The 21971-nt window shown below is 65.3% G+C and carries 19 protein-coding genes and 1 tRNA gene; 4 read left to right on the top strand and 16 right to left on the bottom strand.

From position 1 onward, the window contains the following. Positions 1 to 266: 266 nt before the first annotated feature. Positions 267 to 2936, top strand: coding sequence for a pyruvate dehydrogenase (acetyl-transferring), homodimeric type (gene aceE, locus ACVOLJ_RS11050; protein WP_475278116.1), 2670 nt, complete (start codon positions 267 to 269; stop codon positions 2934 to 2936). Between the two features lie 54 nt (positions 2937 to 2990). Here the strand turns inward: aceE and ACVOLJ_RS11045 are convergent, their stop codons facing one another. After that, entirely contained in the window at positions 2991 to 3473 is a 483-nt protein-coding gene (locus tag ACVOLJ_RS11045; RefSeq protein ID WP_481564124.1) for a LuxR family transcriptional regulator, read from the bottom strand. Positions 3474 to 3639: 166 nt separating this feature from the next. On the opposite strand from ACVOLJ_RS11045, the gene ACVOLJ_RS11040 reads away from it, so the two are divergent. Further along, positions 3640 to 5970 carry a TonB-dependent receptor gene (locus ACVOLJ_RS11040; protein ID WP_481564123.1) on the top strand — a complete coding sequence of 777 codons (2331 nt, stop codon included), beginning with the start codon at positions 3640 to 3642 and terminating at the stop codon, positions 5968 to 5970. 58 nt (positions 5971 to 6028) lie between these two features. On the opposite strand, the gene ACVOLJ_RS11035 is transcribed toward ACVOLJ_RS11040, so the two are convergent. The 15 genes from ACVOLJ_RS11035 to rlmE all read right to left on the bottom strand — a co-directional run bounded on the left by ACVOLJ_RS11035 (position 6029) and on the right by rlmE (position 21179). Then, positions 6029 to 6121, bottom strand: a tRNA-Ser gene (locus tag ACVOLJ_RS11035). A 78-nt stretch (positions 6122 to 6199) separates the two neighbouring features. Then, positions 6200 to 6403: a carbon storage regulator CsrA gene (csrA, locus tag ACVOLJ_RS11030; protein ID WP_025878924.1), complete on the bottom strand. Its 204-nt coding sequence runs from the start codon at positions 6401 to 6403 to the stop codon at positions 6200 to 6202. A 148-nt stretch (positions 6404 to 6551) separates the two neighbouring features. Further along, on the bottom strand, positions 6552 to 9200 hold the full coding sequence (gene alaS, locus ACVOLJ_RS11025) for an alanine--tRNA ligase (RefSeq protein WP_481564122.1): 2649 nt from the start codon (positions 9198 to 9200) through the stop codon (positions 6552 to 6554). 106 nt (positions 9201 to 9306) lie between these two features. Next, positions 9307 to 9798 (bottom strand): recombination regulator RecX, encoded by a 492-nt coding sequence (gene recX, locus ACVOLJ_RS11020; RefSeq protein WP_481564121.1) that lies wholly within the window; start codon positions 9796 to 9798, stop codon positions 9307 to 9309. Positions 9799 to 9908: 110 nt separating this feature from the next. After that, positions 9909 to 10946, bottom strand: coding sequence for a recombinase RecA (gene recA / locus ACVOLJ_RS11015; RefSeq protein WP_475278186.1), 1038 nt, complete (start codon positions 10944 to 10946; stop codon positions 9909 to 9911). A gap of 202 nt (positions 10947 to 11148) precedes the next feature. Continuing rightward, positions 11149 to 11784, bottom strand: a complete 636-nt coding sequence (lexA, locus tag ACVOLJ_RS11010; protein WP_481564120.1) for a transcriptional repressor LexA — start codon at positions 11782 to 11784, stop codon at positions 11149 to 11151. A 127-nt stretch (positions 11785 to 11911) separates the two neighbouring features. After that, positions 11912 to 13594: a 2-polyprenylphenol 6-hydroxylase gene (ubiB, locus tag ACVOLJ_RS11005; protein WP_481564119.1), complete on the bottom strand. Its 1683-nt coding sequence runs from the start codon at positions 13592 to 13594 to the stop codon at positions 11912 to 11914. A gap of 35 nt (positions 13595 to 13629) precedes the next feature. Then, positions 13630 to 14124: a CinA family protein gene (locus ACVOLJ_RS11000; protein WP_475278109.1), complete on the bottom strand. Its 495-nt coding sequence runs from the start codon at positions 14122 to 14124 to the stop codon at positions 13630 to 13632. 87 nt (positions 14125 to 14211) lie between these two features. After that, on the bottom strand, positions 14212 to 15522 hold the full coding sequence (gene hflX / locus ACVOLJ_RS10995) for a ribosome rescue GTPase HflX (protein ID WP_475278108.1): 1311 nt from the start codon (positions 15520 to 15522) through the stop codon (positions 14212 to 14214). A gap of 14 nt (positions 15523 to 15536) precedes the next feature. After that, entirely contained in the window at positions 15537 to 15812 is a 276-nt protein-coding gene (hfq, locus tag ACVOLJ_RS10990) for an RNA chaperone Hfq (protein ID WP_025878916.1), read from the bottom strand. A 95-nt stretch (positions 15813 to 15907) separates the two neighbouring features. Further along, positions 15908 to 16861 carry a tRNA (adenosine(37)-N6)-dimethylallyltransferase MiaA gene (gene miaA / locus ACVOLJ_RS10985; RefSeq protein WP_481564118.1) on the bottom strand — a complete coding sequence of 318 codons (954 nt, stop codon included), beginning with the start codon at positions 16859 to 16861 and terminating at the stop codon, positions 15908 to 15910. Then, the gene (folP, locus tag ACVOLJ_RS10980) at positions 16861 to 17757 is read right to left on the bottom strand and encodes a dihydropteroate synthase (protein WP_481564117.1); all 897 of its coding nucleotides are present in this window, start codon (positions 17755 to 17757) and stop codon (positions 16861 to 16863) included. The genes miaA and folP overlap by 1 nt, the downstream gene beginning before the upstream one ends. A gap of 499 nt (positions 17758 to 18256) precedes the next feature. Next, positions 18257 to 18445 carry a hypothetical protein gene (locus tag ACVOLJ_RS10975; RefSeq protein WP_475278105.1) on the bottom strand — a complete coding sequence of 63 codons (189 nt, stop codon included), beginning with the start codon at positions 18443 to 18445 and terminating at the stop codon, positions 18257 to 18259. 99 nt (positions 18446 to 18544) lie between these two features. Continuing rightward, positions 18545 to 20482 (bottom strand): ATP-dependent zinc metalloprotease FtsH, encoded by a 1938-nt coding sequence (ftsH, locus tag ACVOLJ_RS10970; protein ID WP_475278104.1) that lies wholly within the window; start codon positions 20480 to 20482, stop codon positions 18545 to 18547. A 64-nt stretch (positions 20483 to 20546) separates the two neighbouring features. Then, on the bottom strand, positions 20547 to 21179 hold the full coding sequence (rlmE, locus tag ACVOLJ_RS10965; RefSeq protein WP_475278103.1) for a 23S rRNA (uridine(2552)-2'-O)-methyltransferase RlmE: 633 nt from the start codon (positions 21177 to 21179) through the stop codon (positions 20547 to 20549). Between the two features lie 64 nt (positions 21180 to 21243). Here rlmE and yhbY point away from each other — a divergent pair, with 64 nt between their 5' ends. Both yhbY and ACVOLJ_RS10955 read left to right on the top strand, forming a co-directional pair. Continuing rightward, positions 21244 to 21549, top strand: a complete 306-nt coding sequence (gene yhbY / locus ACVOLJ_RS10960) for a ribosome assembly RNA-binding protein YhbY (protein ID WP_475278102.1) — start codon at positions 21244 to 21246, stop codon at positions 21547 to 21549. Between the two features lie 12 nt (positions 21550 to 21561). Continuing rightward, the gene (locus ACVOLJ_RS10955; RefSeq protein WP_475278101.1) at positions 21562 to 21936 is read left to right on the top strand and encodes an Mth938-like domain-containing protein; all 375 of its coding nucleotides are present in this window, start codon (positions 21562 to 21564) and stop codon (positions 21934 to 21936) included. Positions 21937 to 21971: the final 35 nt, after the last annotated feature.

The following is a 21971-nucleotide window of genomic DNA, read 5'->3' as shown; positions in this document are numbered from 1 at the left end:
TCGCTCGGCCGTGCAGGGGGGCGTGCCCGGTCAAGCCACCTGCCGCCCCGGCCGCGCATGCTCGCAGCGCCAACCGCTGCTTGCCAGAGACCCAAGCCGTGCCCGCCTATCGAAGCCGCGGCGCGCCGCCTACGCTGATCTCCCCGGTGACCGTCACGGTCGCCTTCGCGTCACGGCGCTGCCGTTGCGACCCCGCTCCAGTGCTGTGCGCCCTGCCGGTGTTGTCGCCCAGGCAGAGGTCCGGCCCACGCCCTCTGGAGACAGCCATGAACCAAGCCCTCATCCCCTTCGATACCGATCCGCTGGAAACGCAGGAGTGGCGTGAATCGCTGGAGGCGGTGATGCAGGCCGGTGGCCGGCCCCGCGCACACTACCTGATCGACCAGCTCAGCGACCTCGACGCGCAGCAGCACGGTGACCTGCATACCCGCGCCTGGACCGCCTACGTCAACACCATCCCGCCCGAACGCCAGCCGGCCTATCCGGGTGACCTGGCCATCGAGCGGCGACTGAACGCGATGATCCGCTGGAATGCGATGGTGATGGTGCTGCGCGCCGGCAAGCACTCCAACGTCGGTGGCCACATCGCCACCTACCAGTCGGCGGCAGTGCTGTACGACGTAGGCTTCGACCACTTTTTCCGGGGCCGCACCGATACCTTCGACGGCGACATGGTCTACATCCAGGGCCACTCCGCGCCAGGCATCTACGGCCGCGCGTACGTCGAAGGCCGCATCGATCCGGCACGGATGGACAACTTCCGCCGCGAAGCGGGCCGCGAAGGCCTGTCCTCGTATCCGCACCCGCGCTTGATGCCGGAGTTCTGGCAGTTCCCCACCGTGTCGATGGGGCTGGGCCCGCTGACCGCCGCCTACCAGGCCCGCTACATGCGCTACCTGGAATACCGCGGCCTGAAGGAACACCAGGGCCGCAAGGTCTGGGCCTTCCTCGGCGATGGTGAAATGGATCAGCCCGAATCGTTGGCGGCGATCTCGCTGGCCGGCCGCGAGCGCCTGGACAACCTGGTGTTCGTGGTCAACTGCAACCTGCAGCGCCTGGACGGCCCGGTGCGTGGCAACGCCAAGGTCATCCAGGAACTGGAAGGCACCTTCCGCGCCGCCGGCTGGAACGTGATCAAGCTGATCTGGGGTGGCGGCTGGGATGACCTGCTGGCCCGCGACCACAGTGGCCTGCTGCGCCAGCGCATGATGGAATGCGTGGACGGCGACTACCAGACCTTCAAGTCGCAGAGCGGCGCCTACGTGCGCGAGCACTTCTTCGGCCGTTATCCGCAACTGCTGGAGCTGGTCGCGCACCTCAGCGACGACGACATCTGGGCACTGGCACGCGGCGGCCACGATCCGCAGAAGGTGTATGCCGCCTACCAGCAGGCGGTGAACACCTGCGGCCGGCCGACCGTAGTACTGGCCAAGACCGTGAAGGGCTTTGGCATGGGCGAGGCGGGCGAAGGACAGAACATCAACCATCAGCTGAAGAAGATGAGCGCCGATGCAGTGCGCGCGTTCCGCGATCGCTTCGACCTGCCAGTCAGCGATGAACAGCTGGAGGAAATGCCATACCTGCGTCCGCAGCCGGGCAGCGCCGAGGCGACCTACTTCGCCGAGCGCCGCCGCATCCAGGGTGGACAGCTGCCCGCGCGCCTGGCCAGGGTCGATCCACTGCCGCTGCCGCCCTTGTCCAGCTTCAACACGCAGCTGCAGGGCAGCGGCGATCGCGGCCAGTCCACCACCATGGGCTTCGTTCGCATCCTCACCACCCTGCTCAAGGACCCGGAGCTGGGCCAGCGGGTGATCCCGATCGTACCGGACGAGTCGCGCACCTTCGGCATGGAGGGCCTGTTCCGCCAGATCGGCATCCACTCCTACCTCGGCCAGTTGTATACCCCGCAGGATGCTGGCCAGCTGAGTTACTACAAGGAGGCCAAGGACGGCCAGATCCTGCAGGAAGGCATCAACGAATCCGGCGCGATCTGCTCATGGATCGCGGCCGGCACCGCCTACAGCAACCACGGCCTGGCCACGATCCCGTTCTACATCTTCTATTCGATGTTCGGCCTGCAGCGCGTGGGTGACCTGGCCTGGGCTGCCGCCGATGCGCGCACCCGCGGTTTCCTGCTCGGCGCGACGTCCGGCCGTACCACGCTGATGGGCGAAGGCCTGCAGCATGACGACGGCCACAGCCATGTGCTGTCGTCGGTGATTCCCAGCTGCGTGTCCTACGACCCGACCTACAACTTCGAACTGGCGGTGATCATCCACGACGGTCTGCGCCGGATGTACGTGGACCAGCAGGACATCTACTACTACATCACCCTGCTCAACGAGAACTACCCGCACCCCGCCCTGCCCGAGGGCGCCGAGGCCGGCATCCTGAAGGGCCTGTACCTGCTGCATCCTCTCGCCGCCGACGTCACCCGCCCACGCGTGCAGCTGATGGGCAGCGGTGCGATCCTGCGTGAGGTACAGGCGGCGGCCGAGCTGCTGCAGCAGGACTTCGGCATCGCCAGCGAGGTGTGGAGCGCCACCAGCCTGACCGAACTGCGCCGCGATGGGCTAGCCGCCGAGCGCTGGAACCTGCTGCATCCGGCAGAGGAACCCCGCGTACCGTACGTGCAGCAGTGCCTGCATGGCCACGACGGCCCGGTGGTGGTGGCGACCGACTACATGAAGATCGTCGCTGACCAGATCCGTCCCTTCGTCGGCGACCGTCGTTTCATCGCACTTGGCACCGACGGCTTCGGCCGCTCGGATACACGCGAATCGCTGCGCGCCTTCTTCGAGGTGGACCGCCACTTCATCGTGCTGGCCGCACTGAAGGCACTGGCCGACGAAGGTCGCATCGAGCGCTCGCGGATGCAGTACGCGATCGACAGGTACGGCATCGACACCGGCAAACAGGATCCGTCCGCCGTATAAGGCCACGGCCCCCTGCCTGCGGATCAACGATCCGCGGGCGCGGTGCCGGCGGCGCTAGGGCATGCGCTTGAACAGATTGGTCTGCAGGATCGGCGTTCCGTCGTGGCTGTAGAACGCCTTGGTTTCGGTCAGTGTCGAATGGTCGGCGGCCACGGTGTAGATACGCGTCGACGCCGGCGCGCCATGGTCAACCAGCTGCATCACCAGCGTATTGGGAGCGGGCAGCTTCAGGTTGGCCCTGTCGGCGCCATAGCTGCCCGACAGCGGACCCGGCGTGCCATCCAGGGCCAGCGTGCCATTGGATGTCATGGTCTTGCCATCGTGCAGCACGATGTCCACGTGCGAACTCCAGCGGCCACCCCCGGCATCGCGGAACTCCAGCTCGACCCGTTGCGGGCGCTGCGCCTGCGGCAACGCCGAGGTTGCGATATCCAGCGCCCAGCGGCCCAGCAGCGGTGACGGTGTGGCATCGGCCGCCAGCAGCGGCCACGCCGGCAGCAACAATGCGGTCAACAACGCGACAGGCAACAGCTTCATACGATGCTCCGTTCGAGTGGAGAGGATGCGGCGGCGTGCGTCGTGGGTGCAGCGCACCGATGCTGCGCGCTGCTGGTACCGCTGGCAAGGGAAACGCCGCTGGCAGCACATTGCGCCGCAAAGACGTTACGTTATAACATTTCACTCCATCTTCACGGAGTATGTCATGCGTCGCCACCTGCTTGCCGCCGCCATCCTGCTGGTCGTCCACACCGCGTACGGTGCGGACGAGCCCACGCTGCCCACCCTGCAGGTCGAGGCGACGCAACCGTCCCGCATCGACAGCCGGGTCACCGTCGACAACAGCCTCGCCCAGAACCGCACCCTCGGCGGCATGCTCGAGCACGTGTCTGGTGTGCAGAACAGCGCCTTCGGACCCAACGCCGGCGCCCCGGTCATCCGCAGCCTCAGTGGCAACCGCGTGCAGATCCTGCAGGACGGCCAGTCCATCCTCGGCATGAACGCGATCAGCGGCGACATCAGCATTCCGTTCGATCCGCTGTTCGTACGCAGCGTCACCGTCAACAAGTCCTCCGACACCGTGCGCTACGGCGGCAATGCCATCGGCGGCAGCGTCGACATCGATTCGGGCCTGGTCTCGCGCACGATGGAGGACAAGGATCAATCGATGGAACTGGTCCTGCGCAAGGGCTTCAATGCGGCCGACGCGCAGGGCTTCCGCATGAATTTCAACAACCAGCGCAACATCTCCACCAACCTGCAGGTATCGCGGCAGCGGATCTCGCACTACGACATTCCCGGCAACAGCAAGGCCGGCGTCTGCAACACCCAACTGTTCCCGGCCACTGGCGGTGTCAACAGTGCGCTGGCTGACAGCTGCCAGAAGGAAGCTCGGGTCCAGCAGGTCTACAACAAGGCCTCGCAGCCCTACATCGACCAGTTCATGACCGAGAACCCGGATTGGGCCGACGGCGATTTCTCGTTCTATACCAACAACCCGACCTCGGTCTGGCAACGACGTACCTATGTGAATCCAGCCAACCCGGCCTATGTCGCGGGCACGTCCCCGTACGTGCAGAAGAAGATCAACAATGATGTGACGCCCGACTACCATCACCGCTTGGGCAACAGCTACTCGCGCAGTTCGCAGGTCGCGCTCGGTTCCACGTATTTCTTCGACCGCGGATACGTCGGCGTCAGCATCGACGCCAAGGACAGCGAGTACGGCGTGCCGGGCTTCTCGATGCAGAACCTGTCGTTCGGCTCGAGCCCTTCCGACGGCCTGCCGGTGGGCGTGGTGATCAAGCAGCAGCGCTATGCGCTGGAAGCGCTGCTGCGTGATCCGCTGCCGTACCTCGAACGTGCCGAGCTGCGCGTTTCAACGCTGGACAACACCTCGGGCGAGCGCCTGGGCGCTGCAAAGGCCAACGATTACGATTTCCAGAGCATGCAGGCCGAGCTGCTGCTGGCGCACAAGCGGCTGGGTCCGCTCAGTGGCCAGCTTGGCCTGAGTCATCAGTCGCGTGACGTCACCGGCAGTGGCGCGCAGCGCTACCTGCCCGACGTGGAAACCCGCAGCAATGCGGTATTCCTGAAGGAAACGCTGGACTTCGGCTGGGCCGCGCTCGATGCCGGTGTCCGCCACGAACGCGTCGACCACGCTCTGCAGCCCAGCCGCTTCAAGACCGCGCGCAACGCCGCCAACACGAAACTTGAGGACCGCGCCTACCGGCTCAACAGCTACAGCGTCGGTTCGTATGTCGAGCTGGGGCCGATGTTCGCCGCCAAGGTGCGCTATTCGTCCTCGCAACGCGCACCCGAGATCAATGAGCTGTACGCGAGCAACGCGCACTACTCGGTGATGACCCAGGAAGAAGGCAACCAGAACCTGGAACCGGAGCGCGCGAAGAACCTGGAGCTGACCGGGCTGTTCCATCTCGGCGGTTTCGAACTGTCGGCCACGGCCTATCGGATGCGCTACCAGAACTATCTCTACCTCGGCTATTCCGGCCTGCAGACTGCCAACCGCCTGCCACTGAAGTACTGGAAGCAGACCGACACCACGGTGAAGGGGTTTGAGATCGATGCTTCGCAGGCGCTTGACCTCGGCCGCTACGGCGCGTTGAACCTCTCCGCCTTCGCCGATCTGGTGAAGAACGAAGCGGACCATCCTGATTCGCTGCGCGCGCACAACGACGGCCAGTATCTGCCGAACATGCCGACCAACCGCTACGGCGCCAGCCTGCAGTGGCAGCGCGAAGGCTGGAAAGCGCAGCTGTCGAGCACCTACTACGACACCCAGAAATATCTCGGCCGCAATGTCAGCGAAGAAGTGCCGCTGGATGCCTTCAACCTGGTCGACCTGCAGGTCAGCCGTGCACTGCCGGTGCGTAATGCCCATATCGCCGGCGTGGAGGTATTCGTCAATGGCAGCAACCTGCTCAACCAGGAAGCGCGCCCGCACAACTCACCGCTGAAGTACATCGCACCGCTGCCGGGGCGTGGCTTCCAGGTTGGCGTAACCGTGAGGCTTTGAGCAACGCCTGAAAAGAAAAACGCCTGCAGATCGATGATCTGCAGGCGCTTCTTGTATCTGGCGGAGCGAGAGGGATTCGAACCCTCGATAGAGCTTTTGACCCTATACTCCCTTAGCAGGGGAGCCCCTTCAGCCGCTCGGGCATCGCTCCGGGGTTTTCTCCGCGTCTGGTGCGATGCACCTCAGCGGGGCGTGAATCATAACGTTAATCACGCGCGAAGGTAAAGCTTTATTCCGCAGAATTTTCACCACCGGTGCTGCCGGCTTCATCACCACGCTGGATGCGCTGGTAGATCTCTTCGCGATGCACAGCGACGTCCTTCGGCGCAGTGATGCCGATACGCACCTGGTTACCCTTGACGCCAAGCACGGTGACGCTCACCGAGTCACCGATCATCAGGGTTTCGCCGACGCGGCGAGTCAGGATCAACATTTTTGTAAGTCTCCATGGAACCGTGTGGAAGGGTATCCCCCACCGGCTTGACGCTCCGTCAAGAAGCGCGCCCACGACAAAGGGAAAAGATTCGCAATGTTACCGTCAGCCGTCCCGCTCCTACAAGGAGGGGGACGGCGGGGATTCATCACAGGCGGGGGCTGACCCATTCGACGACCGCAGCCAGCGCGGTGGCAAGGGCGGGCCCGTCCTCGCCACCACCCTGGGCGAGGTCCGGGCGTCCGCCGCCCTTGCCCCCGATCTGACCGGCGATATGGGACAACAGTTCCCCGGCCTTGACCTTGCCCATTGCACTGCCGTTCACGCCCGCGACCAGGGCTGCCTTGCCGTCCTGGGTGCCTGCCAGCACGATCACAGCGTTGCCCAGCTGCTGCTTCAGGCGGTCCATGGCGTCACGCAGGGCCTTGGCATCGAAGCCTTCCAGCCGCACGGCCAGGACCTTCACGCCAGCCACCTCGACGGCCTGGCTGGACAGGTCCGCGGTGGCGCCGGCGGCGACCTTGGCCTTCACGGCCTCCAGCTCGCGCTCCAGCTGCTTCTGGCGCTGGCCAAGGGCGCGGATCTTCTCGACCACATCGGCAGCGCTGCCGCCCAGCAGCTCGGCGGCTTCGGCCAGGCGGGCCTCTTCGGCATCCACGTAGTCCAGCGCGCCCTGGCCGGTGACGGCCTCGATCCGGCGCACGCCTGCCGAGACACCACCTTCGGAGGTGATCTTGAACAGGCCGATGTCGCCGGTACGGTTGACGTGGGTGCCACCGCACAGCTCGGTGGAGTAGTCACCCATCTTCAGCACGCGCACATGCTCGCCGTACTTTTCGCCGAACAGGGCCATGGCACCGAAGTCCAGCGCCTCCTGCATGCCCATGTTGTGCACTTCGGCAGCGTTGTTGGCTCGCACCTGCTGGTTGACCTTGCGCTCGATCACCGCCAGCTCTTCCGCGCTGATCGGCTGGAAGTGCGAGAAGTCGAAACGCAGGCGGTCCGGCGCCACCAGCGAGCCCTTCTGCTGCACGTGGGTGCCCAGCACTTCGCGCAGGGCGGCATGCAGCAGGTGGGTGGCCGAGTGGTTGAGGATGGTGGCACCGCGGCGCTCACCGTCGACCTGGCCGGCCAGCACGTCGCCGACCTTCAGGCTGCCTTCGGCCAGCGTGCCGACATGACCGTGGAACTGGCCTGCGAACTTCTGGGTGTCTTCCACGACCAGGCGCACGCCGTTGCCGGTGAGCACGCCGGTATCGCCGACCTGGCCGCCGGATTCGGCGTAGAACGGCGTCTGGTTGGTGATCACGATGACCGCGTCGCCGGCATCAGCCGCCTGCACCGGACGACCGTCCTTGAGCACGGCCAGTACAGTCAGGCCATCGGCCTGCAGACGGTCATAGCCCAGGAACCGGGTCGGGCTCAGGGTCGCCACCAGTTCGGCCGGAAGCGTCACGCCGCCACCGAACTTGCCGGCGGCACGGCCAGTCTCGCGCTGCTCCTTCATGGCGGCGTCGAAGCCGTCGATATCCACGGTCAGATTGCGCTCGCGGGCGATGTCCTGGGTCAGATCCAACGGGAAGCCGTAGGTGTCATACAGGCGGAAAGCGTCAACACCGGGGATCACGCCGTTGCTCACCTTCGCGGCAACGTCGTCGAAGATCTTCATGCCCGAATCCAGCGTCTGCGCGAAACGCTCTTCTTCGGCCTGCAGTGCACGCAGCACGGTATCGCGCTGGGCCGGCAGTTCCGGGTAGGCCTCGCCCATCTGCTCGACCAGGGTCGGCACCAGCTTGCTGAAGAACGGCTGGCGCACGCCCAGCATCCAGCCATGGCGCAGGGCGCGGCGGATGATCCGGCGCAGCACGTAGCCGCGGCCCTCATTGGACGGCAGCACGCCATCGACGATCAGGAACGAACAGGCACGGATGTGATCGGCGATCACGCGCAACGACTTGTTCTCCAGGTCGGCCATGCCGGTCAGCTCGGAGGCCTTGCGGATCAGCGCCTGGAACAGGTCGATCTCATAGTTGGTATGCACGTGCTGCAGGATCGCCGCCAGGCGCTCCAGGCCCATGCCCGTGTCCACGCACGGAGCCGGCAGCGGCATCAGCGTGCCGTCGGGCTGGCGATCGAACTGCATGAAGACCAGGTTCCAGATTTCGATGAAACGGTCGCCGTCTTCGTCCGGGGAGCCCGGGGGGCCGCCGGCGATATGGTCGCCGTGGTCATAGAAGATTTCCGTGCACGGGCCGCAGGGACCGGTATCGGCCATCTGCCAGAAATTGTCCGAAGCGAACGGTGCACCCTTGTTGTCGCCGATGCGCACGATGCGCTCTTCGGGGATACCGATCATGTCGCGCCACAGCGCGTAAGCCTCGTCGTCGGTCTGGTACACGGTCACCAGCAGGCGCTCGGCCGGCAGCTTCCAGACCTGGGTCAGCAGCTCCCACGCCCAGGCGATCGCGTCCTTCTTGAAGTAGTCACCGAAGGACCAGTTGCCCAGCATTTCGAAGAAGGTGTGGTGACGGGCGGTGTAACCCACCTGGTCCAGGTCGTTGTGCTTGCCGCCGGCACGCAGGCAGCGCTGCACGTCGGCCGCGCGCACGTAGCTGCGCTTTTCCGCGCCGAGGAACACGTCCTTGAACTGCACCATGCCGGAGTTGGTGAACAGCAGGGTCGGATCGTTGCCAGGCACCAGCGGTGCCGACGGCACGATGGTGTGGCCTTTGCCCTTGAAGAATTCAAGGAAGTCGCTGCGGATCTGGGAGGTGGTGAATTTGGCGGATGCGTTCATGGGGGCTGGCAGTCTGCGGGCCGGGGCCCGCGCCACCGGCCGCAATGGCCGGGGTCATGACGGACCGCCGAAACCTCAAAGGGTATCAGGCCCGACGCCGCCAGTCTCAGTCATCCGGGTCGTAGCGGGTCGCGCGGCGGATGCTGTCGCCGTCAAAGCCCCGCCGCGCCAACAGATCGGCCGCTTTGCGGCGCTGTTGCAGGTCCTGCGGCCCGGCCTCGCCGAAGCGGCGGCGGACCAGATCCCGGGCATTGTCCGTCCAGTCCCCTTCGAAGGTATCCATGGCAGCGGCAATCTGCTCACTGTCCAATCCATGCGTACCCAGTTCGGCACGTACATGGATGGGCCCGTAACCGGTATTGGCCCGCATGCGCACCAGATTCTCGGCAAAACGGGTGTCGTCCTGCCAACCGGCTTCGGTCAGCTTGTCCACCGCGGCCTGTGCCGCCTCACCTTCAATACCGCGGGAGGTCAGCTTACGGGTCAGCTCCTTGCGCGAATGTTCGCGCCGCACCAGCAGCCCCAAGGCGCGCTGGACGGGCGTCTGTTCACGTACACGGCGCTTGCGGCCGGGCGTCGGAGCGTCGGAATCGTGCATGCTCGCCTTCAATCAAATGCGCCGTCCATGGCGCGTCCCCCGTCGGGGAAAACGAATCTGCAGGACAGGGCGGCGTCACTGACGGCGCCACCCTGCCCCACAGCAAGCTCTTACTCGTCGTCGCCTTCGTCGTCGCCTTCCTCACGGGTGGCTTCGGTCGGCTGGAACTTCTCACGCAGCTCGGCTTCGAGCTTGGCAGCAACCTGGGGGTTGTCGCGCAGATAGCCACGAGCGTTGTCCTTGCCCTGGCCGATACGCTCTTCGCCGTAGCTGTACCAGGCGCCGGCCTTCTCGACCAGCTTGGCCTCCACGCCCATGTCGATCAGTTCGCCTTCGCGGCTGATGCCCTCGCCGTACAGAATCTCGGTGATGACCTGCTTGAACGGCGGCGCCAGCTTGTTCTTGACGACCTTGATCTTGGTCTGGTTGCCGATGATCTCGTCACCCTTCTTGATCGCGCCGATACGGCGGATGTCCAGGCGCACCGAGGCGTAGAACTTCAGCGCATTGCCGCCGGTGGTCACTTCCGGGCTCTGGCCCGGCATCATCACACCGATCTTCATGCGCAGCTGGTTGATGAACACCACCAGCGTGTTGGAACGCTTGATGTTGCCGGTCAGCTTACGCAGCGCCTGGCTCATCAGACGAGCCTGCAGGCCGGGAAGCTGGTCACCCATCTCGCCTTCGATTTCAGCCTTCGGGGTCAGTGCGGCCACCGAATCGACCACCAGGATGTCCACCGAACCGGAACGGACCAGCATGTCGGCGATTTCCAGCGCCTGCTCACCGGTATCCGGCTGCGACAGCAGCAGATCGTCAACGTTCACGCCCAGCTTGCCGGCGTAGATCGGGTCCAGTGCATGCTCGGCGTCGATGAAGGCTGCGGTGCCACCCAGCTTCTGGCATTCGGCGATGGCCTGCAGGGTCAAGGTGGTCTTGCCCGAGGATTCCGGGCCGTAGATCTCCACCACGCGGCCCTTGGGCAGGCCCCCGATGCCCAATGCGATGTCGAGCATCAGAGAACCGGTCGGGATCGCCTCGACAGGCTCGACCACGCGGTCGCCCATGCGCATCACCGAACCCTTGCCGAACTGCTTTTCGATCTGGCCCAGAGCTGCAGCGAGGGCGCGCTTCTTGTTCTCGTCCATCGGATTGGTCCTTGCAGAGGTCACGTCGTTGGAGGTGCTGTCTTTGGAAGTCTTCTTGGCCATGGGTTCACTTTAAGGCTGGCGTATCGCACAGGCTGAGATTCTGCCCGGCGTTCGGAAAAAAATTATCGGACATCCGTACCAACCTCAGCAGAACCAGAGAATCGCCACAAAAGACCGCGGGAACTACAGGGTGAATCGATCACCGATTCGGGCGAAGCAGGCCACAGTAGAGGCCTTCGATCGAGAAATCCTGGTCTGGCAGGACATCGATCGGCTTGTAATCAGGGTTGCGCGGGAGCAGGCGGATACGATCCTTGGCGATCTTCAGCAGCTTGACGGTGATCTCGTCGTCGATGCGCGCGACCACGATCTGCCCGGAATGGGCATCACGGGTGCGATGTACACCAATCAGGTCACCGTCGAAGATGCCCTCGTCGATCATCGAGTCGCCCTGCACCTTCAGCAGGTAATCCGGTGCCGGCGAGAAGAACACCCGGTCCAGCACCACGAAATCATCCGAGCCGATGTCGGCGCCGATGGGCAGGCCTGCCGCGACCCGACCCAGGATCGGCAGCCGCAGGACACTGTCGGGCAGGCCCGGTTCGGCCAGCTTTTCCACCGATGGCGCCTGCACAAGCCGGATGCCGCGGGCCTGGCCGGGAATGCGACGGATCGCCCCAGCCTGCTCCAATGCCTCCAGGTGGTACTGCGCCGCACGTACGCCCTTGAAGCCGAAGGCACGTGCGATTTCAGTCTGCGACGGCGGTGCGCCTTCGCTCTCGATACGCTCGGCGATCAACTGCAGGATCGCCTGCTGGGTGTCGGTCAGGTCCATGGTTAGTAGTATTACTACTAACATCTGGATCTGCAAGTGCCGGCGCCGGCAACGGCAACATCCGCAGTGCCGGGCCATGCTCGGCAATCGTCGCCGGGCAGGTCCCGGCGCTACCAGAATCGCTGCGCTAGGTGTGCTTGCCGCTGCGCCAGATCGAAAACAGGATCCACACGCCACAGAAGCCGGCGCCGATGAAACCGCAGACGCCCAGCGCCAGCAGCCATCGGCTGGAGACCCCGCCTACGCTGTGCATCACGATCGACGAGCCGATGATCAGCGCGGCGGTCACGATGCCCATGACCAGGCGATTGGCGGCGCGATTGACCTGATCGCCAAAGCCCTGCAACGCGCTGGTTTCCACCTTCAGCTGCAGCCGCCCGCGGCGAGCGGCCTGCACCAGCTTGCGCAGATCACGCGGCAGTTCGCCTGCGAAATCGACCAGGCCCAGCAGGCTGCGCCGGCCGCGTTTGAGCAGTGCCCGCGGCGCGTAACGCTGCAGCACCACCCGCTCCAGGAACGGGCGTGCGGCACTGGCCATGTCGAAATCCGGGTCCAGCTGCCGACCCATGCCCTCCAGGGTAAGGAACGCCTTGATCATCAAGGCCAGGTCCGCCGGCAGGGTCAGGCTGTAGCTGCGCAGCAGCTGGGTGATGTCGCCCAGCATCAGGCCGATGCGCAGGTCTTTCAGCGGCACGCCCCGGTACTGATCGACGAACTGGCTGATGTCGTGCTGCAGGCGGTTCTCGTCCACCTCGACACCACCGGCCCAGTCCAACAGCACATCGGCCACTCCCTGCGGGTCCTGTTCGACCAGGCCGTGCAGCAGCTGTGCTACCTGGAAACGACGCATTTCCGACAGCGCACCGACCATGCCGAAGTCAATCACGCCGATACGGCCATCACGCAGATAGATGATGTTGCCGGGGTGCGGGTCGGCATGGAAGCTGCCGTCCTCCAGCACCATCTTCAGCACGATGTCGGCACCCCGTCGCGCCAGTTCACGACGGTCGAGGCCAGCGGCATCGACACCGGCCAGATCGCGCCCGGCAATGCCGTCCACGAAGTCCTGCACGTTCAGGCTCTCGCAGGTCCACTGCCAGTGCACGGCCGGGATCAGGATGTCGTCACGCCCCTCGAAATTGCGCGCGATGCGCTCGGCATTGCGGCACTCGGCGGCGAAATCGAGCTCGCGACGCAGCGATACCGTGAACTGCTGCACCACTTCGGCGGGGCGATAGCGGCGCAGATCCGGCAGGCGGGCCTCCACGATCTCGGCCAACCGCGCCAGCAGGCGCAGGTCGGCTTCAACCACGTCACGGATGCCGGGGCGACGTACCTTCAGCACCACCTCCCGTCCATCATGCAAGCGGGCACGATGGGCCTGCGCCAACGACGCAGCCGCCATCGGGGTTTCATCCAGGAAGGCGAACACCTGCGAGGGCAACGCCCCCAGGTCGCTTTCCAGCTGTTCGCGGATCTTCTCGTACGGCAGCGCTGGCACTGCGTTCTGAAGTTCGGACAGTTCGGCAATCCACTCCGGCGACAGCAGGTCGACACGGGTCGCCAGCACCTGGCCAAGCTTCACGAAGGTGGGGCCGAGGTCCTGCAGGGCACTGCGCACGCGTACCGGCGCGGTCATCCGCAGCATTTCCTGCCGCTCTTCGTTCCAGTGCAGCAGGCGGCCGGCGCGCTCAAGCACGGTGGCGAGGCCGATGCGGCGGACCACGTCGCCGAAGCCGTAGCGGATCAGGACAGCGGCGATTTCCTGCAGCCGGCCGAGGTCACGGACGGTGCCCAGCGTCTCCCACATCGTTGCCTACTCCGGTTGGTCGCCGGGGCAGCATGTCACAGCTGGGCATCGATACCGCGCAATGCCGCCGCCACGGTTTGCCGGCGGATGGCTTCGCGGTCGCCATCGAACTGGAACAATTCAGCACGGGCATAGCCGCCACGGCGTTTCCAGCCGACCCAGACACTGCCGACCGGCTTGTCCGGGCTGCCGCCGCCGGGACCGGCGATACCGGTCACTGCCACGGCGATGCCAGCACCGGAGTTGACCAGCGCACCGGATACCATCTCCAGCACGGTTTCGCGGCTGACCGCGCCGTACTGTTCCAGCGTCTGCGCACGCACGCCCAGCAGGCGCTGCTTGGCCTCGTAGCTGTAGACCACCATGCCGCAGTCGAAGAATGCCGAGGAACCGGCGATATCGGTCATGCACTTGGCGATCCACCCACCACTGCAGCTCTCAGCGGTTACCAGCTGCAGCGATGCCTGCTGCAGGCGCTGGCCCAGTGCGGAGGCCTGGGCGTGGAGATCGGCGTCGGTCGGAAAGGACATCGGAATCGCGGTGGGGGAAGAACCTGCACGTTGTACCGCAGTTGACCGGTCGTGTCGCGCTTGCGCCGGGTGCGGCCCGGCGCAGGCTCACCACTCCGGCAGCTTCTCCGGCAACAGTGCGCGGATCGGATCGCCGTCAACGCCGGCTGCGAGCTTCTCGGCCTCGGCGATCGGAAGATCGACCTGCAACAGCCAGCCTTCCTCGTCGGTCTGCTCACTGCGAACCACTTCCAGCTGGTGCAGGCGCGCGCGCAGCCGGCCGGCACTGGGCGGCAGGCGCAGTTCGCCGGTGACGTGCTGCAGGCCCAACCGCTTGCCGAGCACGGCCTGAAGCAGTTCCATGCCCTGCCCGTCGCGTGCGGAAATCCACACCCGCTCGCGCCGCGATTCATCGGGCACGCCATCCTGGCCATCGTGGCGCACGTCGGCGCCGTCGATGCGATCGATCTTGTTGAACACCAGCAGCTGCGGCAGGTCGCCGGCACCCACAGCGGTCAGCACCTCGTCCACCTGGGCAATGCGCTCCTCACGGTGCGGATCGGCCGCATCGACCACGTGCAGCAGGAAATCGGCTTCGCGCGCTTCAGACAGCGTCGAGCGGAAGGCCGCGACAAGGTCATGCGGCAGGTCGCGCACGAATCCCACGGTATCGGCCAGCACCACGTTGCCGCCAGGCACGGCGATGCGGCGCACCGTCGGGTCCAGGGTGGCAAACAGCTGGTCGGCCGCATAGGCTTCGGCGCCCGTCATCGCGTTGAACAGCGTCGACTTGCCGGCATTGGTGTATCCCACCAGCGCGACACGCGGCAACTCGCTGCGCACGCGCGCGCGACGCATCTGGGTGCGCTGCACCTCAACCTTTTCCAGCCGCTTCTGCAGCTGCTCTACCCGCTTCTGCAGCAGGCGGCGATCGGTTTCCAGCTGGGTTTCACCCGGGCCGCGCAGGCCGATCGAACCACCGCGCTGGCGCTCCAGGTGGGTCCAACCGCGCACAAGGCGCGTCGCCAGGTGGCGCAACTGGGCCAGCTCGACCTGCAGCTTGCCTTCATGGCTGTGCGCACGCTGGGCGAAGATGTCCAGGATCAGCCCGGTACGGTCGATCACCCGGCGCTCCAGGAAACGTTCCAGATTGCGTTCCTGGCCCGGGCTCAGCGCGTGGTTGACCAGGATCAGGTCGGCACCACTGGCGTCAGCCGCTGCCTTGATCTCATCCAGCTTGCCGCTACCGATCAGGGTTGACGGGTTGGGACGGTCCAGGCGCGCGGTGATGGTCGCAGCAATGCTGGCCCCTGCCGAGCGGGCCAGATCACCGAACTCTTCCAGCACATCTTCTTCCAGTTTGCCGAAATGCGGCTGGATCAGCAGGGCATGTTCGCCCTTTTTTGAACGGTCAAACATTCACCGCTCCAGAATTACTCGTCTGCTTCATCACCCGCCTGACCATCCTCACCTGATTGCACATAGCCACCACCCGGCCCGACCTTCACGTTGCGCGCCGGCACCACGGTGGAAATGGCGTGCTTGTAGACCATCTGGCTGACGGTATTGCGCAGCAGCACCACGAATTGATCGAACGACTCGATCGTGCCCTGCAGCTTGATCCCGTTGACCAGGTACACCGAAACCGGCACGCGTTCGCGCCGCAGTGCGTTCAGGAAAGGATCCTGCAGCGATTGCCCCTTGGACATTGCACACTCCTGTTTATTGTTCTTATTGGTAACCGGCGGTTGCCACGGCCCCCGAGCCGCTTGCCGGCCCATGATGGTACACGGCCAGCATCGGTTCAGCGTGCAACGAAAGTCGACACCGCAGCAGCCAGGCGCTCATGGTCGATATGGGGGTCGAACCAGCGCGCATCAAGCTCGCCGCGCAGCCAGGTCAGCTGGCGCTTGGCCAGCTGGCGGGTGGCGAAGATCGCCTTGTCACGGAAACGCGCCGCGTCCCCTTCGCCGTCCAGGTATTCCCAGGCCTGGCGATAACCCACCGCACGCACCGCCGGCAGGTCCAACGGCGCGGCCACGGCGGCCATTTCCGGCAATGCGCGCAGGCCACGCACCTCATCGAGGAAGCCATGGGACAGCATGAGGTCGAAACGGGCTTCAATGCGCTGGTGCAGCACCGCCCGGTCGCGGGGGGCCAGGATCAGCTTCAGCGTACGCACCGGCAGCGGGGCCACGCCTGGCCGGCGCTGCCATTCACTGATCGGTGTGCCGGTCAGGCGGTAGACCTCCAGCGCCCGCTGGATCCGCTGCGGGTCGGTGGCATGGATGCGTGCCGCAGCAGCTGGATCCACCATGGCCAGCTCGGCATGCAGCGCTCCCCAGCCACGCTCGGCGGCCTCGGCGGTCAGCACTGCGCGCATGCCCGGGTCGGCTTCCGGCATCGGCGACAGGCCCTGCAGCAAGGCCCGGAAATACAGGCCGGTGCCGCCTGCCAGGATCGGCGTCTTGCCACGCGCCACGATATCGGCCACTACGCGCCCGGCGTCGGCGGCAAACTCGGCTGCCGAATAGGTCTGCCAGGGATCACGCAGATCCAGCAGGTGGTGCTCCGCCTGGGCGCGCTCGGTCGCATCGGGCTTGGCTGAGCCGATATCCAGTCCGCGATAGACCAGCGCCGAGTCGACACTGACGATTTCGCCATTGAGTTGCCGTGCCAGCGCGATCGCCGTGGCCGTCTTGCCACTGGCGGTCGGTCCCATCACGGCGATCGCCAGCGGACGCCCGTCGATTGCCATCAGTCTTCGTCCGGCCAGCGGATCGAAGGCTTGGCATCCACCCGCACCGCAGGTACTTCATCGACCGCCTGCCACACCTTCAGCGCATCGACCGTTGCGGCAACGTCGTGCACGCGCACGATGCGTGCGCCACGCTGCACGGCGATGAGGTGTGCGGCCACCGAGGCAGCCACGCGCTCTGCCGGCGCCGCGCGCCCGGTCAACTCGCCGAGGCTGCGCTTGCGCGACAGGCCGGCCAGCATCGGCACGCCCAGTTCCAGGAAGCGCTCGGAACGGGCCAGCAGCGTCATGTTGTGCGCCGTGGTCTTGCCGAACCCGAAGCCGAGGTCGATCAGCAGGTTCTTCTTCGCGATTCCCGCCATCTCCGCAGCGAACAGACGCTGCACCAGGAACCGGTGTACATCGGCGACCACATCGTCGTAGTGCGGATCGGCCTGCATGTCGCCCGGCTCACCCTGCATGTGCATCAGCACCACCGGCACACCGGTGTCGGCAGCGGCCTCCAGTGCACCGTCCTGGCGCAGGCCGAAAATGTCGTTGATCATGCCGGCACCGGCCGCTACGGCCGCGCGCATCACCTCCGGCTTGAAGGTATCGATGCTGATCGGCACCGACGTGCTGGCAGCCAGCTGCTCGATGACCGGCAGCACACGGCGCAGTTCCTCTTCGATCGACACCGGTGCCGCGCCAGGCCGGGTGGATTCACCCCCGATATCAAGCACGTCGGCGCCCTCTTCCACCAGCTTCAGGCCGTGGGCGACCGCCGCATCGGTGGTGTCGTGGGCACCGCCATCGGAAAACGAATCCGGGGTGACATTGACGATGCCCATGACCCGGGCACGGTCCAGGCGCAGGATGCGGCCGGCGCAGTCGAGCTGGGGGGAGAGATCGAACATGGGCATTCCTGCGGGCAACGGCGCTTAGTTTAGTTCGGCAGGGCTGCGCCCTGCACCCGCCGAAGCCACGTCCACGTCAACGTCAGAAGCGGGCTTTCCGTGGGTTGGCGGGGTGGGTCCGGTTGCGGGGGACGCCGTAAACCCATCCATGGGGGCTTAGCCGCGGCATCCATGCCGCGGATACCCCCGCAACCGGACCCACTCCGCCTTCGACAGTTCGTCGCGAGCTGTCGGATCTGACCCAGATCTATTTCGACATCTGACAGATGTGTCGACCAAGGTCGACACCTACCAACAGCACACGGAATCTGTCAGAGGTGGGCCGGTGTGGGTGGGCAGGACCGCAGGCGCCATGGATGGCGCCTACGAGCCCCCAGGGATGGGTTTACGGCGTGTCCTGCCCACCCACACCGCCCCGCCAACCCACGGAAAGCCCGCTTCTGACGTTGACGTTGACGTTGCCTCGGCAGGTGCAGGGCGCAGCCCTGCCGAAAACCCCTTACCGCTGCCGGCGGCGCTTCCGGTCCACGTACAGGGTCTTGATGATGCTCAGCAGGATGCCCACCGCGATGCCGACGCCGCAGCCCAGCAGCAGGTTGTCCACGGTCAGGCCGACGGCGACGCCGACCACGGTGGCAATGACCATTTCAGCGGTGTGGGAAATCGGTTGCGGCGGGGGGATGGACATGCGGGCTCCAGCAGAAGGCTGACGTCAGGGTGGGCCAGGGCCCGGAAACAACGAAGCCGGGTTGCCCCGGCCTCGTCTGATGATGCGTGCAGCAGACCGTCAGTGCGACTCGGCCGGACCTGCGATCGGCGGCAACGGACGGGCGTCGCCGCCCTTGTCGTTGTTGCCACCGTCCTTGTTGGACTTGTTCCAGCCCATCGGCGGCGGCGGGTCGCGGCCCTCCATGACGGCGTCGATCTGCGGCGCATCGATGGTTTCGTACTGCAGCAGCAGCTGCGACATGGTGTGCAGCTTGTCCAGGTTGGCCGTCATCAGCTCGGTGGTACGCGCGTAGGCCTCGTCGAGGATGTTGCGCACTTCCTCGTCGATGCGGCGCGCGGTGTCGTTGGACACGCTCTTGTGCTGGGTGACCGAACGGCCCAGGAACACCTCGTCATCCTCTTCGCCATAGGCGATCGGGCCGAGCTGGTCGGACAGGCCCCACTTGGTGACCATGTTGCGGGCCATCTTGGTGGCACGTTCGATATCGTTGGAAGCGCCGGTGGTGACCTTGTCGGCACCGAAGATCAGCTCTTCGGCGACGCGACCGCCGTACAGCGAGCACAGCTGCGACTTGATCGCCACGCGGTTCATCGAGTACTTGTCGCCTTCCGGCAGGTACATGGTCACACCCAGCGCACGGCCGCGCGGAATGATGGTGACCTTGTAGACCGGGTCATGCTCGGGCACCAGGCGTCCCACGATGGCATGGCCGGCTTCGTGGTAGGCGGTGAGGGTCTTCTCCTCCTCGCTCATGGCCATCGAACGGCGCTCGGCACCCATCAGGATCTTGTCGCGGGCACGGTCGAAGTGATCCATGCGGACCTCCTTCTCGTTACCGCGTGCGGCGAACAGGGCCGCCTCGTTGCAGAGGTTGGCCAGGTCGGCACCGGAGAAGCCCGGGGTACCACGCGCGATCACCATCGGCTCGACATCGTCGGCCAGCGGCAGCTTGCGCATGTGCACCTTCAGGATGTGCTCGCGACCCTTGACGTCCGGCAGGCCAACCACGACCTGGCGGTCGAAACGGCCCGGGCGCAGCAGCGCCGGATCCAGCACGTCCGGACGGTTGGTCGCGGCGATGACGATCACGCCTTCGCCACCCTCGAAACCGTCCATCTCGACCAGCAGCTGGTTCAGGGTCTGCTCGCGCTCGTCATGACCGCCACCCAGGCCGGCACCACGGTGACGACCGACGGCGTCGATTTCGTCGATGAAGATGATGCACGGCGCGTGCTTCTTGGCCTGCTCGAACATGTCGCGGACGCGGCTGGCGCCGACGCCGACGAACATTTCGACGAAGTCAGAGCCGGAGATCGAGAAGAACGGCACCTTGGCTTCGCCGGCGATGGCCTTGGCCAGCAGCGTCTTGCCGGTACCCGGCGGGCCGACCATCAGCACGCCGCGCGGAATCTTGCCGCCCAGTTTGGTGAACTTGGAGGGGTCACGCAGGAAATCGACCAGCTCGCCGACTTCTTCCTTGGCCTCGTCGCAGCCGGCCACATCGGCAAAGGTGACCTTGATCTGGTCCTCGCCCTGCAGCTTGGCCCGCGACTTGCCGAAGGACATCGCGCCCTTGGCACCGCCGCCACCGCCCTGCATCTGGCGCATGATGAACAGCCAGAAGCCGATGATCAGGATGACCGGCAGGAAGTTCATCAGGATCGCGCCCAGGGAGATGCCGCTGGACGGCTCTTCCTGAACGATTTCCACATTCTTGGTGCGCAGCACGTTGATCAGGTCGCGATCGAACGGCGCGGTGATGGTGGACGATTGCCCACCGCGGGTGGTGTAGGTGATCTGGCTGGTACCACCGCGCGTATCGCCGCCGAAGGCGACCTTCTGCACGTTGCCGGTGTCCACCTGGTCCAGGAACTGCGAGTACGACGCGCCCTGCGCGCCGGCCCCGGAGGTCTTGGGCGAGAAGCTCTGGAAGACCACCATCAGCACGACGGCGACGACCACCCATAGCAGGAGGTTCTTGGTCAAGTCGTTCATCCTCATTGGCTCCGGTGTTCCTCTCAGTGCGGTGTTGCGTTGGGGTCGAGCTTACGTTGCGAGCTTACTTCATGTGGGCGCGTTTTCCCTGACCCAAGGCGTACACCTCGGACGAGCGCTTGCGGGAGGCTTCCGGCTTGCGGATGGAGACCTTCTCGTAACGACGGCGCATGTCGCGCACGTAGTCATCAAAGCCTTCGCCCTGGAACAGCTTGATCAGGAATGCCCCACCGGTCTTCAGGTGATTGTCGGCAAAATCCAGGGCCAGCTCCGCCAGGTGCATCATCCGCGGCTGGTCGACCGCGCCCACGCCACTTTTATTGGGGGCCATGTCCGACAGCACAAGGTCCACGCGCTGATCGCCGAGCATTCCCTCGAATTCAGATAGGACGGTTTCTTCCCTGAAGTCACCATGAAGGAACTCCACGCCGGCCAGCGGCGGCATCTCAAGGATGTCCAGGGCCAGCACGCGGCCGTTGTCGCCCATCTGTCTCCGGACCTGCTGAGACCAGCCGCCCGGCGCCGCGCCGAGGTCGACCACGACCATGCCAGGCTTCAGCAGCCGGTCACGTTCGAGCAGTTCTTCCAGCTTGTAAGCGGCGCGCGAGCGCATGCCTTCGGCCTGGGCCTTCTTCACGAAGGGATCGGAGAAGTGTTCCTTGAGCCAGCGCTGGCTGCTTTTGCTGCGGGTAGCCATTGTAAATAGGGGCTGATGGGGTCGCCATGATACCCTGATCGCCTCATTCAACCGTATTTTCTGCATGTCCACTGCCCTGACCTCTTCCCAGACCCGTTTCCTGCGCGGCCAAGCCCACGATCTGAAGGCGCTGCTGCAGACCGGCGGCAAGGGCGTCACCCCGGCCTTCCTGACCGAACTGAACGAAGTGCTGGAACGCCACGAACTGGTCAAGGTGAAGGTTGTTGCCGAAGACCGTGATGCCCGCGACGCACTGATCGCCGAGATCGTGCAGGCCACCGAAAGTGCACTGGTGCAGCGCATCGGCCACGTGGCCGTGCTGTATCGCCCGAGCAAGGAACACCGTCAGATCGTGCTGCCGCGCGGCTGACCGGCGACCGCCATGCAGCTGAACCACGAACTGCCCGACTACGCCTACAGCCTGCGCGCTGCCGACGGACGTTCGGCGCGGGTCAATGATCGCGTGCTAGGCAGCAGCTTCTTCCTCAGCCCGGACCAGCTGGTCGAACAGTGGCCGGTGACCGATGTGGCGGCGCTGCAGGTTGCCGATCTGGAACCGATCCTTGCGCTGAAACCGACGTTGATTCTGCTCGGCACCGGAGAACGCCAGACGTTCCCGCCGGCGGTAGTGATGGCGGCGTGCCTGTCACGCGGCATCGGCCTGGAAGTGATGAACAACCCGGCGGCGGCGCGCACCTTCAACATCCTTGCCGGCGAAGGCCGCAAGGTGGCGGCCGCGTTCATCCTGGAAGGTTGAGCCCGCCGGGCGTGGCCCGGCGCTACGGGTGAAGC

It is taken from the genome of Stenotrophomonas sp. STEN046, assembly GCF_056759755.1.
This window is presented reverse-complemented; position numbering and strand designations above follow the sequence as displayed.

Coding starts and splice junctions, on each gene's coding strand:
- aceE (WP_475278116.1), top strand. CDS start 267: ATGAACCAAGCCCTCATCCCCTTCGATACCGATCCGCTGGAAACGCAG.
- ACVOLJ_RS11045 (WP_481564124.1), bottom strand. CDS start 3,473: ATGAAGCTGTTGCCTGTCGCGTTGTTGACCGCATTGTTGCTGCCGGCG.
- ACVOLJ_RS11040 (WP_481564123.1), top strand. CDS start 3,640: ATGCGTCGCCACCTGCTTGCCGCCGCCATCCTGCTGGTCGTCCACACC.
- csrA (WP_025878924.1), bottom strand. CDS start 6,403: ATGTTGATCCTGACTCGCCGCGTCGGCGAAACCCTGATGATCGGTGAC.
- alaS (WP_481564122.1), bottom strand. CDS start 9,200: ATGAACGCATCCGCCAAATTCACCACCTCCCAGATCCGCAGCGACTTC.
- recX (WP_481564121.1), bottom strand. CDS start 9,798: ATGCACGATTCCGACGCTCCGACGCCCGGCCGCAAGCGCCGTGTACGT.
- recA (WP_475278186.1), bottom strand. CDS start 10,946: ATGGACGAGAACAAGAAGCGCGCCCTCGCTGCAGCTCTGGGCCAGATC.
- lexA (WP_481564120.1), bottom strand. CDS start 11,784: ATGGACCTGACCGACACCCAGCAGGCGATCCTGCAGTTGATCGCCGAG.
- ubiB (WP_481564119.1), bottom strand. CDS start 13,594: ATGTGGGAGACGCTGGGCACCGTCCGTGACCTCGGCCGGCTGCAGGAA.
- ACVOLJ_RS11000 (WP_475278109.1), bottom strand. CDS start 14,124: ATGTCCTTTCCGACCGACGCCGATCTCCACGCCCAGGCCTCCGCACTG.
- hflX (WP_475278108.1), bottom strand. CDS start 15,522: ATGTTTGACCGTTCAAAAAAGGGCGAACATGCCCTGCTGATCCAGCCG.
- hfq (WP_025878916.1), bottom strand. CDS start 15,812: ATGTCCAAGGGGCAATCGCTGCAGGATCCTTTCCTGAACGCACTGCGG.
- miaA (WP_481564118.1), bottom strand. CDS start 16,861: ATGGCAATCGACGGGCGTCCGCTGGCGATCGCCGTGATGGGACCGACC.
- folP (WP_481564117.1), bottom strand. CDS start 17,757: ATGTTCGATCTCTCCCCCCAGCTCGACTGCGCCGGCCGCATCCTGCGC.
- ACVOLJ_RS10975 (WP_475278105.1), bottom strand. CDS start 18,445: ATGTCCATCCCCCCGCCGCAACCGATTTCCCACACCGCTGAAATGGTC.
- ftsH (WP_475278104.1), bottom strand. CDS start 20,482: ATGAACGACTTGACCAAGAACCTCCTGCTATGGGTGGTCGTCGCCGTC.
- rlmE (WP_475278103.1), bottom strand. CDS start 21,179: ATGGCTACCCGCAGCAAAAGCAGCCAGCGCTGGCTCAAGGAACACTTC.
- yhbY (WP_475278102.1), top strand. CDS start 21,244: ATGTCCACTGCCCTGACCTCTTCCCAGACCCGTTTCCTGCGCGGCCAA.
- ACVOLJ_RS10955 (WP_475278101.1), top strand. CDS start 21,562: ATGCAGCTGAACCACGAACTGCCCGACTACGCCTACAGCCTGCGCGCT.